Annotated in this window: 14 protein-coding genes; 7 read left to right on the top strand and 7 right to left on the bottom strand. The window is 67.0% G+C overall.

Annotation, left to right across the window (positions count from 1 at the left end):
• Window positions 1-28 precede the first annotated feature (28 nt).
• The 3 genes from SB786_RS09355 to SB786_RS09345 form a co-directional block, all read right to left on the bottom strand.
• Window positions 29-610, bottom strand: a complete 582-nt coding sequence (locus SB786_RS09355) for an HD domain-containing protein (protein WP_138849378.1) — start codon at window positions 608-610, stop codon at window positions 29-31.
• A gap of 109 nt (window positions 611-719) precedes the next feature.
• Window positions 720-1277 (bottom strand): helix-turn-helix domain-containing protein, encoded by a 558-nt coding sequence (locus SB786_RS09350; protein ID WP_006761407.1) that lies wholly within the window; start codon window positions 1275-1277, stop codon window positions 720-722.
• A gap of 71 nt (window positions 1278-1348) precedes the next feature.
• Window positions 1349-1690 (bottom strand): hypothetical protein, encoded by a 342-nt coding sequence (locus tag SB786_RS09345; RefSeq protein WP_410727215.1) that lies wholly within the window; start codon window positions 1688-1690, stop codon window positions 1349-1351.
• A 663-nt stretch (window positions 1691-2353) separates the two neighbouring features.
• Here SB786_RS09345 and SB786_RS09340 point away from each other — a divergent pair.
• On the top strand, window positions 2354-3757 hold the full coding sequence (locus SB786_RS09340) for an HdeD family acid-resistance protein (protein ID WP_410727214.1): 1404 nt from the start codon (window positions 2354-2356) through the stop codon (window positions 3755-3757).
• 181 nt (window positions 3758-3938) lie between these two features.
• The gene (locus SB786_RS09335) at window positions 3939-4670 is read left to right on the top strand and encodes a ribonuclease T2 (protein WP_410727213.1); all 732 of its coding nucleotides are present in this window, start codon (window positions 3939-3941) and stop codon (window positions 4668-4670) included.
• Window positions 4671-4749: 79 nt separating this feature from the next.
• Here SB786_RS09335 and SB786_RS09330 read toward each other — a convergent pair whose 3' ends face one another.
• From SB786_RS09330 to SB786_RS09320, 3 genes are all read right to left on the bottom strand, one after another.
• A complete protein-coding gene (locus SB786_RS09330; protein ID WP_410727212.1) occupies window positions 4750-5385 on the bottom strand; it encodes an isochorismatase family cysteine hydrolase in 636 nt (211 codons plus the stop codon).
• 117 nt (window positions 5386-5502) lie between these two features.
• A complete protein-coding gene (locus SB786_RS09325; protein ID WP_410727211.1) occupies window positions 5503-6423 on the bottom strand; it encodes a LysR family transcriptional regulator in 921 nt (306 codons plus the stop codon).
• Window positions 6424-6591: 168 nt separating this feature from the next.
• The gene (locus SB786_RS09320; protein WP_006761699.1) at window positions 6592-7506 is read right to left on the bottom strand and encodes a glutaminase; all 915 of its coding nucleotides are present in this window, start codon (window positions 7504-7506) and stop codon (window positions 6592-6594) included.
• A 222-nt stretch (window positions 7507-7728) separates the two neighbouring features.
• Between SB786_RS09320 and SB786_RS09315 the strand changes: the two genes are divergently transcribed.
• Together SB786_RS09315 and SB786_RS09310 are read left to right on the top strand one after the other, a co-directional pair.
• Window positions 7729-8439: a response regulator gene (locus SB786_RS09315; RefSeq protein ID WP_410727210.1), complete on the top strand. Its 711-nt coding sequence runs from the start codon at window positions 7729-7731 to the stop codon at window positions 8437-8439.
• A 64-nt stretch (window positions 8440-8503) separates the two neighbouring features.
• Window positions 8504-9634: an ATP-binding protein gene (locus SB786_RS09310; protein ID WP_410727209.1), complete on the top strand. Its 1131-nt coding sequence runs from the start codon at window positions 8504-8506 to the stop codon at window positions 9632-9634.
• Between the two features lie 66 nt (window positions 9635-9700).
• Here the strand turns inward: SB786_RS09310 and SB786_RS09305 are convergent, their stop codons facing one another.
• Window positions 9701-12091, bottom strand: coding sequence for a patatin-like phospholipase family protein (locus tag SB786_RS09305; protein WP_410727208.1), 2391 nt, complete (start codon window positions 12089-12091; stop codon window positions 9701-9703).
• A 256-nt stretch (window positions 12092-12347) separates the two neighbouring features.
• Here SB786_RS09305 and SB786_RS09300 point away from each other — a divergent pair, with 256 nt between their 5' ends.
• From SB786_RS09300 to SB786_RS09290, 3 genes are all read left to right on the top strand, one after another.
• A complete protein-coding gene (locus SB786_RS09300) occupies window positions 12348-13382 on the top strand; it encodes a rod shape-determining protein (RefSeq protein WP_410727207.1) in 1035 nt (344 codons plus the stop codon).
• Between the two features lie 205 nt (window positions 13383-13587).
• Entirely contained in the window at window positions 13588-14247 is a 660-nt protein-coding gene (locus SB786_RS09295) for a YdcF family protein (protein ID WP_410727206.1), read from the top strand.
• Window positions 14248-14357: 110 nt separating this feature from the next.
• On the top strand, window positions 14358-14528 hold the full coding sequence (locus SB786_RS09290; RefSeq protein ID WP_410727205.1) for a hypothetical protein: 171 nt from the start codon (window positions 14358-14360) through the stop codon (window positions 14526-14528).
• Window positions 14529-14930 lie beyond the last annotated feature (402 nt).

Here is a 14930-nt window from a genome sequence, read left to right as displayed (position 1 = left end):
AGCCGCCCGCGCCGCCGGTTCCGCGCGCTTACGCGCCGTCGCCGCGCGCGTCGATCCGGCGTTGCGTGTCCGCGTCGACGATCGCGCGGATCGCGCCGAACAGCGGCGTCGCGTCCGTGTAGCGCCGCCCGTAGCCGAGATTGAACGCGTAGTCGAAGTCGGGCGGATTGCTGCCCTGGTTGTGCTGCAGGATCGTCTCCAGCTTGTCGAGCGCCTTCGCGGCGCGCGCTTCCCGTGATTCGGCCGCCTCGTATTCATCCCACAGCGCGACGATCTCGTCGCGCAGCGCGCGATCGAGCCCGGCCGTCAGCGTCAGCAGGTCGTCGCGTTCGTGCGTGCTCTTGTCCGGATGCGCGGCCTGCTCGATCGCGGGGATGTCGCCGTGCAGCGCTTCGCCGAGATCGTGGACGACGCACAATTTCAGCAGCTTTGTCGTGTCGACGTCGGGGAGCGCATCGGCGAACACGAGCGCCATCAGGCACAGTCGCCAGCTGTGCTCCGCGGTGCTTTCGCGGCGGCCCGTCGACGTGTGGCCGCTGCGCAGCACGTCTTTCAGGCGTTCGGCTTCGCGCAGGAAATCGAGCCGCGCGTGGATCGTGTCGAGGTTCATCGTCAGCGCAATGCGTGAATGGAGCCGTCAAGCGTACGCCGAGCGCACGCGTCGCGTCCACGCATGAAATATGCGTGGCGCGTCGAGCCCCCGGCGACTGGTACGCGTGCTACAGCGTTTCGACGAGCCGCGCGGCGGAGCCGTCAGACAGCGTCATGCGCGTCCACCGGCAGGTGCTGCCGCGGATCGGCACGACGCGCGACGCATTGGTGCCGGTCGCGAATTCGACGCTCGGCGGCCCCGCGCGATCGTGCCAGCCGAGCGGGTCGAGCGCGGCTTCCATGCGCACGATTTCCGGCGACGCATAGCGCCACAGCGAGGTACCGAGCAACATCGGCAGCGGCCGCGAGAACTCGGCGGCGCGCGACGGCGAGCAGGCGAGCAGACGGTGCGTGAGGTCGCACACGAGATGCATGCGGGCCGTGCTGCTCGCGATCAGCCGCGCGAGCGCGTGGTCGCCGGCCGAATCGAGACGCGCGGCAAGCAGCCGCTCGGCCGTCGCGCGCTCGTCGGGCGACATCTGCTGGATACCGGCTTCCCAGCGCGAGATCGTCGATTGCGCGACGCCGAACAGCTCGGCCGCATGGCTCTGCTTCACGCGGCGCAGCGTGCGCCAGCGTTTGAGTTGCGGGCCGAGCGGCGGGGTGTGAAGCGGCGAGGTCGTCATGTCGATGCTCCGGTTTGCGTTCGGGGTGCGAGCGCGTGCATGGCAGGCGAGCGTCACCGTAGCCGTGGCCGTTACATGATCCGCAGGCCGCCGTTCGCCTCGATCGCGATGACCGCGATCGGCAAGAGCACGATGCCGCCCAGCACGAGCACGCCGTCGGCGGCGACCGTGACCGGCGTCGCGAGGATCCGCAAGCCCATGCCGACCACGGACGGCGATTCCCTGACGTACACGTTGTACGGCCGGTTGAACGCTTGTGCGGCGTTGTCCTTGTCCTTGGCCTTGTCGGCGAAACCTTCGGTCGAGTAGCGCTTGCCGCCGATGTCGCCTTCGAGCACGAGCCCGGCCTGCGCAGCGGTGAAGCCGTCGGCGGTCGCGGCCTGTCGATCGTCCGCCGATGCGTCCTTCGGCAACACAATCCGGTAGTGGCGGTCACGCCGCTGCCGTTCCCACGAAAGTCGGTGAACTGGGTGTGCAGCGACTTCCGGTAGCCGGACTGCAGCACGGGCCGCAGCGAGGCTGGCAGATCGAAGATGTAATGGTAATCCTGGCCGAGGACGACGAGTTTCTTGCCGTCTTCGGTGATCATGAACGCGGACACTTGTTCGTGGTACGCGCTCTCCTTGTACAGCTTCGGCGTGAAGCAGCCGGACAGCGGGAGGCTGGCCGCAGCCATGCCGGCGGCCAGCAGGCGCCGGCGCGTGATCGAAATGCGCATTTCTTGTTGTTCCGTCTTTGCGGTTTAAGGTGGCTTTCGCCCTCGGAGCGGCGATTCTCGCGTATCCGGCGCGCGTTGTCGAACGGGAAATCTGCGCGGCAACGCCGCCGATCGTGCCGCTTGCAGCATGCCGTGGCGTCCGAAGCAGCCGGAAACGTTTTGGGCAGGCTTTCAACCGGCTCCGCCATATCTTATTATTCGGCCAGAGCGGCGCGCGCCGGCCGCCATCGGTCATGCCGACGCATGACGCGCCGGCCAGCATTCCCCGCCTTCCGGCTTGCGCATCGCACGACACGCGGTCGGGACGACCGGAGACGCGTGGCCAGCGCGTATCCCGAAAAAATGATACGAGGGCGCAATGGTACGACTGGTCTTGCTGCTGCTGGGCATCGAATATCTGCGAACGCGCTGGCGCGGGCTGACCGTGCTGGGCTGGCTGTGGGTCGTCGCGGGCGTCGGCATCTTCGTCGACGCGCTCGACGGCGCGCTGCATTTTCCGATCGAACTGTTCGCGTGGCTGTTCCTGATCGAGGGGCTCGCGACGCTCGCGGTGGCCGGCAGCGGCGTCGGCGGGCAGCGCATTCTGCGCTACGTGAAGGGCATCGCGGTCGTGGTGGCCGCCGGGCTCGTGTTCGCGGGCCATCATCATGGCCACTTCCTGCTGTCGATGATCTTCGGCACGCTGTTCCTCGTCGATGGGCTGCTGCAATGCACGTCCGCATGGATGGTGCGTTACCGGCGCTGGAACGTTGCGTTCGCATGGGGCGTCGTCGAGATCCTGCTCGCGATCTTCTTCTACCAGCCGTACCCGACCCACTATGCGGGCACCGTGCCGTACTGCCTCGGCCTGCTGCTGATGTTCGGCGGGATGCACATGCTGAGCCTCGCCGCGCGCGTGCGGCGGCTCACGCGCAACCCCGCGTTCGTGACGTCGCCGGCGCCGGCGATCGTGCCCGACATCGACACGGCGCCCGACGCTCCGCGCTTCACGCAATCCGAATGGGACGGCCCGCCGGCCGATCACGAGCGCGCGCTCACCGTGCACGTGTGGACGCCCACCGGCACGTCGAAGGCCGAAGCGCAGCGCTACCCGGTGATCGACCGCTACATCGCGGCAGTGGACGTCAACGGCGTGATCTCGACCGGCCATGCGGCGCTGGAGTCGCCCGAGGGTATCTACATCAGCCTGTATCCGGCCGTCGAGATCGATCGTTCTCCGGACGAATTCACGCGGCTGCTGCGCGCGACGCGCGAGAACGACGTGCCCGGATTGTTCCAGCCCGACTATGCGACGGAATCGAAGGCATGGTGTCCGTCGACCGTGCGCGTGCGGATCCGCAACTACGATCCGGCGAAGCTGGACGCCTTCTGGTCGTCGTATCGGCAGACCGTGACGTACAACCTCACGCACCGCAACTGCTCGAGCACCGTGTCGAACGCGCTCGAAGCGGCGCTCGACGGCGCGGTGTGGCGGCTCAAGGGCGAGCGGGCAGGGTGGGGCGCGTTCGTCCGGCTGTTGCTCACGCCCGAGCTGTGGGTCGCCGCGCAGATCCGCAAGCGCGCGGTGACGATGGCCTGGACGCCCGGGCTCACGCTCGACTATGCACGGGCGCTCAGCATGCTCGCCGATCCGCGGCCGTTCGCGTGGTGGAAGGTCGCGCGCTCGGCCGTGACGGCGATCATCGCGTCGCGCCGCGCGTGGCGCGAGCAGGACAGCGCGGCGCTGTCGCCGGGTGGATCGGAGGCTGCGTCGGCGAAATAACCGCGTGGCGCCGCGCAGAGGCTTCGATCGGCGAGTCGGCACACATCGGCGTTGCGCCACGTCACGAATTCCTTCGTCGACCTTCATACTGATGCCATGTTGCGTCGGCAACAATCGCGGGCAGACATTCGACAATCTTGCGGCGCATCCCGCGACCGCAAGCCTTTTCCGAGGAAACGCCATGCTCAAGACGCTCGCCCGCGCCGCGGCCGCACTCGCCGTCGCATCCGCCTCGCTGCACGCCACCGCGCAGACCAGCTACGACTACCTGTTGCTCGCGGCTTCGTGGGAGCCCGGCTTCTGCGCGTCGCACGATACGCCGGAGTGTACGAACCTCGCCGGCACGTATGCGGCGACGAGCCTGTCGCTGCATGGCTTGTGGCCGAACCGGCATGACGGCAACCAGCCGTTCTACTGTGGCGTGCCGCAGAGCGACATCGATCTCGACAACGCGCACCAGTGGTGCAGCATGGATGCGTATCCGGTGAGCACCGCGACCCGCAATACGCTGTCGACCTACATGCCAGGCGTGGCGTCGTGCCTCGACAAGCACGAATGGTTCAAGCACGGCACCTGCTCGAATTCGGCCACGCCGGACACTTACTGGAACGAGGCGACCGGCATGGTCAGCCGGCTCGGCAACACCTCGTTCAACACGTTCCTGCAGGCGAACGCGGGCAAGGTGGTGACGCGCAACCAGTTGCTGTCCGCGTTCGAGGGCGCGTTCGGCAGCAATACGCGCAGCGCGGTGTCGCTGAAGTGCACGAAGACCAACGGCGTCAGCTATTTCACGGAAGCGTGGATCGCGGTGAAGACCACCGCGACCTCGCAGTTTCCGAGTGCGGCGTCGCTCGTGACGGACGGCAATACACAGGGCACGTGCCCGACGTCGGGCGTGTATATCGCGAAGTAACGAACGAAGTCACGCGCGAAGTCACGCAGGATGCGCCGGCCGGAAGCGTTCCGGCTGGCGCGGCGTGGGCGTTGCGCGTCTATGCGAGCAAGTGCAACGCATCGTCGAGCGACAGCACCGTGGTGCGTGTCTCGAACGCTGTCGCGAACAGATGCTCGTGCACGACCTGATCCGGGTCGTAGCAGCAGTCCTTCACCGTATACAGCCGGAAATCCGCATCGCTTGCGTGCGCAACCGACGACAGCACGACGCCGGTCGACGCAATCCCGACCAGGATCAGCGTATCGATACCCAGCGCGACGAGCCGCACCTGCAGGTCGGTGCCGAAGAACACGCTTGCGCGATGCGCGGCGATCAGCGGCTCGCTGTCCAGCCGGCCGAGCTCCGGGCACGGGCCGTCGTCGACGAACAGGCCGAGCTGCTTGATCCCTTGGCCGTTCTTGTTGCGCGGACTGACTTCCGGATAGCCGGGGCTGAAGCGGAGATTGGCGAAACAGACATGGACGCCGCCGGCCCGCGCCGCATCGCACAGCTTGCGCGTGTTGGCGAGCAGGGTGGGCGCGACCGACGGAAAGAGCCCGAGGATGTCGGTCTGGTAATGCATGACGACCAACGCGGTTTGCGCCGGCACGATTCGAGGAATCGGCGCGTGCGCGCGGGTGTCCGTGCCTGCGTGGTGAGTGGCTGCGCGACCTGAAGCGTGTTCCGGTTGCATGACTGATGCTCTCCCAAAAGTCACTTCGGTGGATTCGGAAAAACGACCGCTGCGTGGATGTCGTCGACCATTCTAGTGGGCCGGCAAGAACCGGGCGCCCCGGCACGAACATTTCCCTCAGGTCGCGATGCCGCGCGCGCTGAACAGCGTGGAGATCAGATCGATCTGATCCAGTCGGTTGATCCACCATTTCGATGCGCGTCCGGTCTTGTCCTCGCGCCAGCCGAGGTAGCAGGTTGTATGGTCCCGCACGCCGATTACGCGCCGCTCGACGAGCCTTCCCTGACGGATCGCCTCCTCGACGACAGGCGCCGGCAGCATGCCGACGGCCATGCCTTCGCAAAGGAGGTCGAGTTTGGCGGCCAGGGTCGGCACGATGATGACCGGTTGTCCGTCATGAATCGCCACCGATCTCGGCTCGAGCGCGCGCGACGTGTCGCTGATGACGACGCCGCGATGACTTGAAATGGTATCGCTGTCGAGCGGTTGTTCGACGGCGGCGAGCGGGTGATGCGGCGCTACGACGAAGACATGGCGCAACAGGCCGATCGGCCTTGCCGCGATGTTCGGCGCGTGCGGCGGCTCCCCTGCGGCACCGATCGCGATATCCGCGCGCCCCGTCACGAGCGCGTCCCATACGCCGCCGAGCACTTCGGTCGACAGACGCAGCCGTGTGGTCAGCTTCATGTCATAGAAGGCGCGCACGTGCGGCCACAACGACGGGAGCGGAAGGATCTCGTCGAGGCACAGTCTGAGTTCGGCCTCCCAACCCGCGTGGACACCCCGGACTTTGTTTTCCAGCTCCCGGCCCGCCTGGAGCAGACGACGACCATCCTCTACGAGCAGCCGTCCCGCCTCGGTCAACTGCGCACGCCGCCCGCTGCGATCGAACAGGATGACGCCGAGATCGCTCTCTGCCTTTTGCACCAGGTAGGACAGTGCAGACGGTACGCGATGAATCAGCACGGCTGCTTCCGCGAACGTGCCCGCGCGGTCTATGGCAACGAGCGCCTCCAGAACTTCAAACGACAACTTCAAATCGATTACCTTTTAGATGGGCCGCTGATTTTCGACGCGGGGGCGGGGGCGCAAAGTGGAAGAGGTCAGCGTCGCGACGATGCCCGGGCGCGTGGGTCAGTGACCGCGAGGGGGCGCCATTATGCAGCCGCGACGACGCTGTTCCGAATTGCGCCTAACTTCGCAACCTCAAAAAATCGACCGCCCCGAATACGTCGTCAACCATTCGAGCGCCAACGTCCCCGCCAGCGAGTTCCCGTTCGCGTCGAGCCCCGGCGCCCACACGCACACGGCCATTTCGCCCGGCAGCACCGCGACGATCCCGCCGCCGACGCCGCTTTTCGCCGGCAACCCGACGCGATAGACGAAGTCGCCCGCCGCGTCGTAGGTGCCGCAGGTCAGCATCAGCGCCGACAGCCGCTTCGCCGAACTCGCGTCGAGGATCCGCTCGCCGGTGACGGGCGCGACGCCGCCGTTCGCGAGAAACAGCGCGGCTTGCGCGAGCTCGACGCAGTTCATCGTGATCGCGCACTGGCGGCAGTACGCGTCGACCACCGTTTCCGGCGGCATCTGCATATTCCCGAAGCTCGCGATGAAATGCGCCATCGCGCGGTTGCGTTCCGCGTGTTGCAACTCCGACAGCGCGACGCGCGAATCGTAGTCGATATCGTTGTTGCCGATCAGCCGTCGGACGAATTCAACGAGCGCCGTCTCGGCGCGCACGAAGCGGCGGCACAGCACGTCGGTGACGACCAGCGCGCCGGCATTGATGAACGGGTTGCGCGGCTTGCCGCGCTCGCTCTCGAGCTGGACCAGCGAGTTGAACGCGGTGCCGGACGGCTCGCGGCCGACCCGCTCCCACAGCGCGTCGCCCAGCAATTGGAACGCGAGCGTGCACGCGAACAGCTTCGAGATGCTCTGGATCGAGAAGCGCTCGTGCGCGTCGCCGATCGTGTAAACGTTTCCGTCGAGCGTCACGACGGCCATCCCGAACTTGTCGGCCGGCACCTTCGCGAGCTCGGGGATGTAGTCGGCGACGCGCCCCTGGCCGATCCAGGGGGCGAGTTCGGTATGGATGCGTTGGAGGATCGGCTGGTAGTTCATCACGTGAGGCAGGGCGGGCGCGTGGCCCGGTTTCCAGGGAGCCCGTATGGAACCGTTTCGGCGCCGGTTCGTCAAGCGCGGCGGCCATCGCACCCTTATTTTTGAGATCTCCAAACGGGCGAGCGGCGGGCGCAGTATCATGCGGTACGTTTCGGCCGCTGGCCGGCAGCGAGCGCAAGCCCGTCGCCGCCGCGGTCCCCCCGTATGATCCGACCGTTGCCCATGTCTTTTCGCATCCTGCTCGTCGAAGACGACACCCGCCTGTCCACGCTGATCGCCGGCTACCTGCGCAAGAACGACTACGAAGTCGACACTGTGCTGCATGGTGACGCCGCCGTGCCGGCGATCCTGTCCATGCGCCCGGATCTCGTCATTCTCGACGTGAACCTGCCGGGCAAGGACGGCTTCGAGATCTGCCGCGAAGCGCGCAAGCAGTACGACGGCGTGATCATCATGGTGACGGCGCGCGACGAGCCGTTCGACGAACTGCTCGGCCTCGAATTCGGCGCCGACGACTACGTGCACAAGCCGGTCGAACCGCGCATCCTGCTCGCACGGATCAAGGCGCAGTTGCGCCGCGCCCCCGCGCGCGCGGCCGAGAGCCCGGCCGCGCAGCCGGAGCGCTACACGTTCGGCCAGTTCTCGATCGACCGCACCGACCGCTCGGTTGTGCTGCCCGGCGGCGGCTCGCCCGACCTCACGTCGGCGGAGTTCGACCTGCTGTGGGTGCTGGTGTGCCATGCGGGAGAGGTCGTCAGCCGCGACGACCTGATGCTGCAGCTGCGCGGCGTCGAGTTCGACGGTCTCGACCGCACGATCGACGGGCGCATCTCGAAGCTGCGCCGCAAGCTGCACGACGATGCGGGCAACCCGCAGCGGATCAAGACGATCCGCAGCAAGGGTTACCAGTTCAGCAAGCATGCGTGGGAATGATGCCGCGCCGGCGCGCTGGCGCCGGCCGCCGCAGCCCCGCGTCGCACGATAGCCGGAAGCCGCGATGATCCGACGCACGCCTTCGCACCCCGATGCACCGCCGCTCTCGACGCTGCGCTATGTCAAATGGCGCTGGCTGCATTTCCGCCGCGCGTGGACCGACACGCGCGCCGACCGCATTCCGAGCTGGTCGCGCCTGTACGTGCGCACCTACCTGCATCTGCTCGGCCTCGTGCTGCTGACCGCGCTCGTGCCGGCGCTCGCGCTGGGCGTCGCGTTGTCGCCGGAAGTCGTGTGGCACGCGTTCGATGCGCTGCCGGGCGACATCTGGATCGTGCTCGCGTTCATATTCGCCGCGCCCGCGCTCGCCGCGTATCGGTGGATGCGGCCGGTCTGGTCGGATCTCGTGATGGTGCGCGAGCGTGCGATCGACTTCACCGGTGGGCGTTTCAACACGCGCGCGCGGGAATCGCACAGCGTGATCATCGGTCCGCTCGCGCGCACGCTGAATGCGCTCGCGATGCGCATGGAACGGCTGATCGCCGCGCAGCGCGACCTGACGAACGGAATCTCGCACGAACTGCGTACGCCGCTCGCGCGTGTGCGCTTCGCGCTCGAGATGCTGCGCGAACCGGGCTCCGCCGCCGAATATCACGGTGCGCTGGAGAGCATCGCGCAGGACGTGACCGAGCTCGAGGAGCTGATCGACATGAGCCTCACGTATGCGCGGCTCGAATACAGTTCGCTGCAGTCGAACCTCGAACTGACCGCGCCGGTCGCGTGGTTCGAGCACCAGGTGAGCGATGCGCAGCTGCTGTATCCGGAACGCGCGATCGAGTCGCGTATCGCAATTGCGTCGGACCTGCGCGTGACGATGGACCGGCGGCTAATGTCGTATGCGATGCGCAACCTGCTGCGCAATGCGAGCAAGTATGCGAACGCGCAGATCGTGGTCGGTATCTCGATCGAGCACGGCAACATCGCCATCTTCGTCGAGGACGACGGCCCGGGCGTGCCGGAAGACGACCGCGAAAGGATCTTCGACGCGTTCGTCCGCCTCGACCGCCGCACCGGCGGCTACGGGCTCGGCCTCGCGATCACGCGGCAGGTGCTGCACGCGCACAACGGCCGGATCGCGGTCGTCGACCCGGTCGAGCTCGGCGGCGCGCGCTTCGAGATCAGCTGGCCGATCTGACGGCCCGGCCGCCGCGGCCGGGCAACGGGGTCGCCGCGCCGCGCCGGGGCGAGCGCCCAAGCCCGGTCAATACGTGCGGCCGAGCTGCAGGTAGATGTTGCGCCGCCCGCCCGGCGCGAGCGCGACGCCCATGTATAGCGGACCGAACGCGGTCGACAGGCTCGTGAAGAACGTATAGCTCTGCTTGAGCGCGCCGCCGCCGACCTGCACGCCGCTCGACCACACGTTGCCGACTTCCGCGCTGGCGCCCACCGACAGCGCCTTGATCGGCGATGCGTTGAACGTCGCCAGCTGGTTCATGTAAGTCACGTTCCCGTACGCGAGTTCGTTGCCGGTCAACTGGTCGGCCGCGTACGCTGCCAGATGCTGGAACCCGCCGAGCGTGAAGTTGAACGCGTTGATCAGGTTGGTCCCGCCGATGCTCTTGCCGCCCTCGATCGTCGCGCTGACACTGTGCCGGCCGAACTGCTGCGCGATCATCGCCTTGCCGTAGATCTCGGTGTAAGGCGTGTTCGACGTATCGGCGAGGTTCGCCGCGGACTGGCTGTTGTGCGACCACAGCGAGCGTTCGACACGGAATTCGCTGTAGTAGCCCCGGCGGGGGAACATCGGATCGTCGAGCTGATCGATGACGAGCCGCGCGCGCGCGGTCAGCGCCTGCGACGTGAAGCTCGGCCAGATCAGCGTCGAGCTGCCGTCATCGAGCGAGAACGGCAGGTTGTAGTTCGGCGAGCCGTGCCCGGTCGCGTAGCCGATGCCCATCCGGAGGTCGCCGAGCCGGCCGATCGGCAGCCCGAAGTCGATCCCGGTGCGTGCCGTCTGCATCAGATACTGGTTCAGCTTCACTTCGCCGCTGTCGTCGTACAGGTTCACGTAGCGACGCTGATATTCCGCATAGGGCGAAATGTAGAAACCGTATGCGGCCGGCAACGGCTGGCGCAATTCGACGCGCGCCGACACCAGGTCGCTGCCGATCGTCGTATCCGCGCGGAATTCGAGCCCCGATTCGGTGAGCCACGGCCGCCGGTAGCCGACGTGCAGGCGGAAGCCGCCTTCGTCGGTCGAACTGCTCGACATCCCGACGCCGAACAGCAGGAAATTCGGACCCCAGTATTTCTCGCGCGCATCGATCTCGAGCACGTTCTCGTCGCCGTGGCTCACGATCTGCTGCGTCACGCTCTCGAAATTGCCGCCGGTCGTTAGCCTGAGCAGGTCCTGGCTGACGGTCGCCGGATCGTAGGTGTCGCCCGGTTTCACGTGCAGCGCGTCGCTGACGACCCGCTTCGGGATGCCGCCGGTCGTCTTGATCTCGATGCGCGTGATGCGGATCGGCGGCGGCAGCGGCTGCGCATGGGCGGAGCGGTAGGTCGCGTACTGTTCCGGCGTGAGCGCGAAGCGCTTGAGCCGCGGCAGCGCCGCGGTCGCGGCGGCCGCGCCGGCGGCGATCGCCTGCTTCGCGTTCTGGAAATCGGTGAACGCGAGCGCGCCGAGGTCGGGCGTGAGCAGCACGTCCTGCGCGGCGAGCTGCTGGCGCTGCGACGTCACGTTCTGGCGGATCAGGATGCCGACCATCTGCTGCATCACGTCGGCCGGCGACGCGAGCGCGTCGAGCGGACGCAGGGGCGAGCCGATGTCGACGGCGATCACGACCTTCGCACCCATCCGCCGCGCGGTGTCGACCGGCAGGTTGCTGACGAGCCCGCCGTCGACGAGCGCGCGGCCGTTGATCTCGGCCGGCGCGAACAGGCCGGGCATCGCCATGCTCGCGCGGATCGCGAGCGGCAGCGAGCCGTGGTCCAGCACCACCATCTGGCCCGTCTGCAGGTCGGTCGCGACCGCGCGATACGGGATCGGCAACTGGTCGAACGGCTGGTTGGTCGGCACGGCGGCCGTCCAGTTCGCGAGCAGCGCCTGCAGCCGGTTGCCCTGTACGAGGCCGACCGGCGCCTTCACGCCTTTCTTGCCGAAGCCGAGCGTCAGGCTGTTGATGTACAGGCGCTCGTCCTCGCGGCTGGTTTGCGGCAGGTCCGCGCGGTCGGTCACGTCGAATGCGATGTCGGCCAGGTTCACCTCGGACAGCCGCTGTTGCATCTCGTCGGCGGCCATGCCGCTCGCATACAGGCCGCCGACCACGGCGCCCATGCTGGTGCCGGCGATGCAGTCGATCGGGATGCGGTTCTCCTCGAGCACCTTCAGCACGCCGAGGTGCGCGTAGCCGCGGGCGCCGCCGCCGGACAGCACGAGGCCGACCGGCGGCCGGCCCGACGGGCCGCCGTCGGCGTTGCAGGTCGGCTCCGGCGTGGCGTTCGGTGCGGCGGCAGCGGCCACCGGCGCGGTGCGGGGGGCGGGGTCGGCGGCCGGCAAGGGCTGCGCGGCAACGGTGCAGCACCAGAGCGCAACGAGCGTTGCGCCGATCTGGCGCACCCCGAGCCAGCGGAGAGTAGCGGACGCTGTCATGGTGGAATACCTGGCGTGATCGGGCGTGAGACGCCTGCCGGGAGCAGGCAAGACCGAGAGATTACCGTGTTTCACAAGCGCAACGCGAGCCGCCGATGCGTAGGCGCGGGCCTGCGGAAACGCGTTTTTGGCAATTCGTCGCGAAAAAATCATCGGAATTGTCTAAAGTATCGGAACGATTTGCCGCTAAGTCCGTGATGGGGCGGTAAAGGCGCGCGCCGCGCGGATGCGGCTGTTTGTTCAATAAAGGCTCGATATGTCGACACCGCTGTTCGGAAAGTTGTTTGCGCAACCCGTTGCGATCGACCCTGGAACGGCGAGTACGCGGATTTATACGCACGAGCGCGGCGTGGTGCTGAACCAGCCGTCGGTCGTCTGCTTTCGCAAGGGCGGGGCGTCCGACGCGCGGCCGACCCTCGAGGCGGTCGGCGAGCTCGCGAAGGCGCTGCTCGGCCGCGAGCCAGCGCATCTGGAGGCCGTGCGGCCGATGCGGCACGGCGTGATCGCCGATGCGCACGCCGCCGTGCAGATGATCCGCCGCTTCATCGACATGTCGCGCACGCGTTCGCGCTTCAGCCGCCGTGTCGAGGTCACGCTGTGCGTGCCGTCGGATGCGACGGCGGTCGAGCGCCGCGCGATCCGCGAGGCCGCGTTCGCGGCCGGTGTGTCGGAGGTCGAACTGATCGAGGAAGCGCTCGCGGCCGGGCTCGGCGCGGGGCTGCCGGTGACCGAGCCGGTCGGCTCGATGGTGATCGACATCGGCGCCGGGACGACCGAAGTCGCGGTGATCGCGCTCGGCGGCATCGTCTACCGCGAATCGATCCGCGTCGGCGGCAACCAGTTCGACGCGGCGATCATCAACTACGTGCGCAACCTGTACGGCGTGCTGCTGGGCGAGCAGACCGCCGAGCGCGTGAAGAACACGATCGGCTCGGCCACCAGCGCCGTGCCGCGCACGTCGACACGCGCGATCGGGCGCGGCATCGAGGACGGCCTGCCGCGCTCGATCGAGCTGTCCAACCACGATGTGGCGGACGCGCTGGCCGCGCCGCTCAAGCAGGTGATCGGCGCGGTGAAGTCGGTGCTGGAAAACGCGCCGGCCGAACTCGTGACCGACATCGCGCATCGCGGCGTGGTGCTGACGGGCGGCGGCGCGCTGCTCGCGGATCTCGAGCGCCTGCTGCGCGACGAGACCGGCCTGGTCGCCCGGATCGCCGACGACCCTGCCACCTGCGCGGTGCGTGGCGCGGGCGAGGCGATGGGGCGGCTTGCGATGTGTCCGGTGGATTGACGCCGGCCGGGCAGGCTCGTTGACGTTTCCTGAAAGTCTTTCGAACCCCGAAGCGCCAGCATGCCGAACGTCGTCCGGTTTCTCCGGATACGTTCGACGCGTCATGCCGGCCGCGAGGCCTGGACATGCGCGAGCGCGGCGTGGCAGTATGCCGGGCCGCGTGCCGCGCAAGCCGGCGGCGCGCTTCTCCAGGAGTCCGACACCATTGAAGCAGCGATTCAAGCGGGGCAGCGTCGCCCGGATCGGCCGTGTGCTGGCAGCGTTCGCGTGCCTGTGGATCGTCGCGGCCGTCGTGCTCGTCGGCGCAGGGATGCGGATGCCGAGCGAGCCGGCCGATGTCGCGGTGATCTTCGGCAATGCGCTGGATGACCACGGCGCGCCGAAACCCGTGCTCGCCGCGCGGCTCGACGTCGGCGTGCGCTGCTATCGCGACGGGCAGTGTCCGGCGTTCCTCGTCAGCGGCGCGATCGACGGCCCGGGGCTCAACGAGGCGACCGCGATGCGCGACTATCTGGTCGCGCATGGCGTGCCGGCCGACCGGATCGCCGTCGACGACCAGGGCGACAACACGCTCGCGACCGCGCAGCACACGCGCGCGTACCTGCAGGCGCACCGGATGTCGCGCGTGCTGATCATCAGTCAGTATTACCACCTCGCGCGGGCGCGCCTCGCGTTCGAGCGGGTCGGCATCGCCCGCGCGAACATCTCCGCCGCGTATCCGCACCACTTCCAGTTGCGCGATATCTATTCGAGCTGGCGGGAAGTGCCGGCGTACGCGATCTATGTGCTGCGTCTGTGGCTCAATCCCGATGCACGGCCCGTGTCGTTCCGGCCGATGCTGTATCTGATGAGCCTGTTTTCGTAACGCGACGCGGCGTGATGCTGCCGCGCGCGTGCCGCGTTTCGATTTTCAGCACGACGGCCTAATTCGTTTCTGATTTTCTCGCCCAGTCACACCGATTCACACCGAATCCGGTGCGCTATCCCATTGATGGAATCGGTACCGCCGTCACCGGACGATTAATGGCGACCGGATCGCCGACTTCAAGCATCGCCGGATTCGAAAGCGATTGGCAGGATGTTGAAAATTCAATTTTGGTTCGGCGGATCAAGGCGCTCGGCGATTTTTGCGGCCTATCGGCGTGAGCGCGGATATATCGCGCAGCGCAAATTCCGCTCCAAATTCCGGATCGGGAATCGGTGTTTCCACTGACTACAACGCCCGGAGATCCTTGCCGCGCCTCGCGCGAAATTACGGAAACGCTTCAGTAGTTCTATTGTCGGGCGCGCCGACTCCAGTAAAAAATACATATTTGATTGATCTTGGTCAAATAGTAAAACATCGACTGGAAAACCCTGTTTGTTTGATATAGCCTTGTCTGACAAAAGCAGGGCGGTAATCAAATCAACCAGAAAGTCGCTGCATAAAAACAAGGGGCCCGGGCCATGTCATTCGGCTAGTTTTGCGCTCGCAAACGAGAATCGATTAACCAGCAGTTCATCCACGAATAAACCGACGTCGTTCCGCGACCGCCGGAGGGGACGCGT

The organism is Burkholderia sp. SIMBA_062 (assembly GCF_046534765.1).
GTDB lineage: Bacteria > Pseudomonadota > Gammaproteobacteria > Burkholderiales > Burkholderiaceae > Burkholderia > Burkholderia ambifaria.
The sequence above is the reverse complement of the archived record's forward strand: the minus strand, read 5'-3'. Positions and strand labels throughout refer to the sequence as shown.

Bases quoted from the DNA above. Each gene is read 5' to 3' on its own strand.
- SB786_RS09320 (WP_006761699.1), bottom strand. From the start codon at position 7,506: ATGAACTACCAGCCGATCCTCCAACGCATCCATACCGAACTCGCCCCC.
- SB786_RS09355 (WP_138849378.1), bottom strand. From the start codon at position 610: ATGAACCTCGACACGATCCACGCGCGGCTCGATTTCCTGCGCGAAGCC.
- SB786_RS09335 (WP_410727213.1), top strand. From the start codon at position 3,939: ATGCTCAAGACGCTCGCCCGCGCCGCGGCCGCACTCGCCGTCGCATCC.
- SB786_RS09350 (WP_006761407.1), bottom strand. From the start codon at position 1,277: ATGACGACCTCGCCGCTTCACACCCCGCCGCTCGGCCCGCAACTCAAA.
- SB786_RS09330 (WP_410727212.1), bottom strand. From the start codon at position 5,385: ATGCAACCGGAACACGCTTCAGGTCGCGCAGCCACTCACCACGCAGGC.
- SB786_RS09300 (WP_410727207.1), top strand. From the start codon at position 12,348: ATGTCGACACCGCTGTTCGGAAAGTTGTTTGCGCAACCCGTTGCGATC.
- SB786_RS09305 (WP_410727208.1), bottom strand. From the start codon at position 12,091: ATGACAGCGTCCGCTACTCTCCGCTGGCTCGGGGTGCGCCAGATCGGC.
- SB786_RS09340 (WP_410727214.1), top strand. From the start codon at position 2,354: ATGGTACGACTGGTCTTGCTGCTGCTGGGCATCGAATATCTGCGAACG.
- SB786_RS09310 (WP_410727209.1), top strand. From the start codon at position 8,504: ATGATCCGACGCACGCCTTCGCACCCCGATGCACCGCCGCTCTCGACG.
- SB786_RS09315 (WP_410727210.1), top strand. From the start codon at position 7,729: ATGTCTTTTCGCATCCTGCTCGTCGAAGACGACACCCGCCTGTCCACG.